The organism is Bradyrhizobium sp. SHOUNA76, from assembly GCF_023006445.1.
In the GTDB taxonomy this organism is placed as follows: domain Bacteria; phylum Pseudomonadota; class Alphaproteobacteria; order Rhizobiales; family Xanthobacteraceae; genus Bradyrhizobium.
On sequence record NZ_JALBHA010001063.1, the window covers coordinates 1 to 669 of the forward strand.

General features: G+C 66.2%; 1 protein-coding gene and 1 pseudogene. Both read left to right on the forward strand.

Going from position 1 to position 669, the window contains the following annotated elements; genetic code table 11:
• The coding region (locus MOV74_RS39720) for an adenylosuccinate synthetase (protein ID WP_246933062.1) at positions 1 to 389 on the forward strand (389 nt) is incomplete at its 5' end.
• A 37-nt stretch (positions 390 to 426) separates the two neighbouring features.
• Positions 427 to 669: pseudogene (locus MOV74_RS39725) on the forward strand (hypothetical protein); the annotation flags it as partial.

The following is a 669-nucleotide window of genomic DNA, read 5'->3' on the forward strand; positions in this document are numbered from 1 at the left end:
GCCGTCCGCGCCGCTGCGGCTGGTTCGACGCCGTGCTGGTCCGCCAGGCGGTCCGGACCTGCGGCATCAACGGCCTGGCGCTGACCAAGCTCGACATCCTCGACGGCTTCGACACGATCGAGGTCTGCACCGGCTACAAGCTCGACGGCAAGGAGATCGACCACTTCCCCGCCGGCGAGGGCGCCCAGGCCCGGGTCGAGCCGATCTACGAGACCATCGAGGGCTGGAAGGAGCCGACCGCCAATGCGCGGTCCTGGGCCGACCTGCCGGCCCAGGCCATCAAATATGTCCGGCGGATCGAGGAATTGGTGGGGTGCCCGGTTGCGCTGCTTTCCACCAGCCCCGAACGCGAAGATACTATCCTGGTGCAAAATCCGTTTGAGGCTTAACGATATCTTACCGGGACGCGCGTATAGTTGAGTTGAAATGGCTGATTACTATCCGCTGATCGCCCGCGCTATTGCCGCCCTGGACCCGAACGCTCCCGGCGAAAGCCGTCGCGCGCTCTATGAGCGGGCGCGCACGGCCTTGATCGCGCAGCTGCGCAGTGTGCAGCCGCCGCTTTCCGAATCCGAGATCACCCGTGAAAGGTTGTCGCTGGAGGAGGCCGTTCGCAAGGTCGAATCGGAGGCTGCCCAGCGTGCCCGCGAGGCCTCGCGCCCCGGTGGC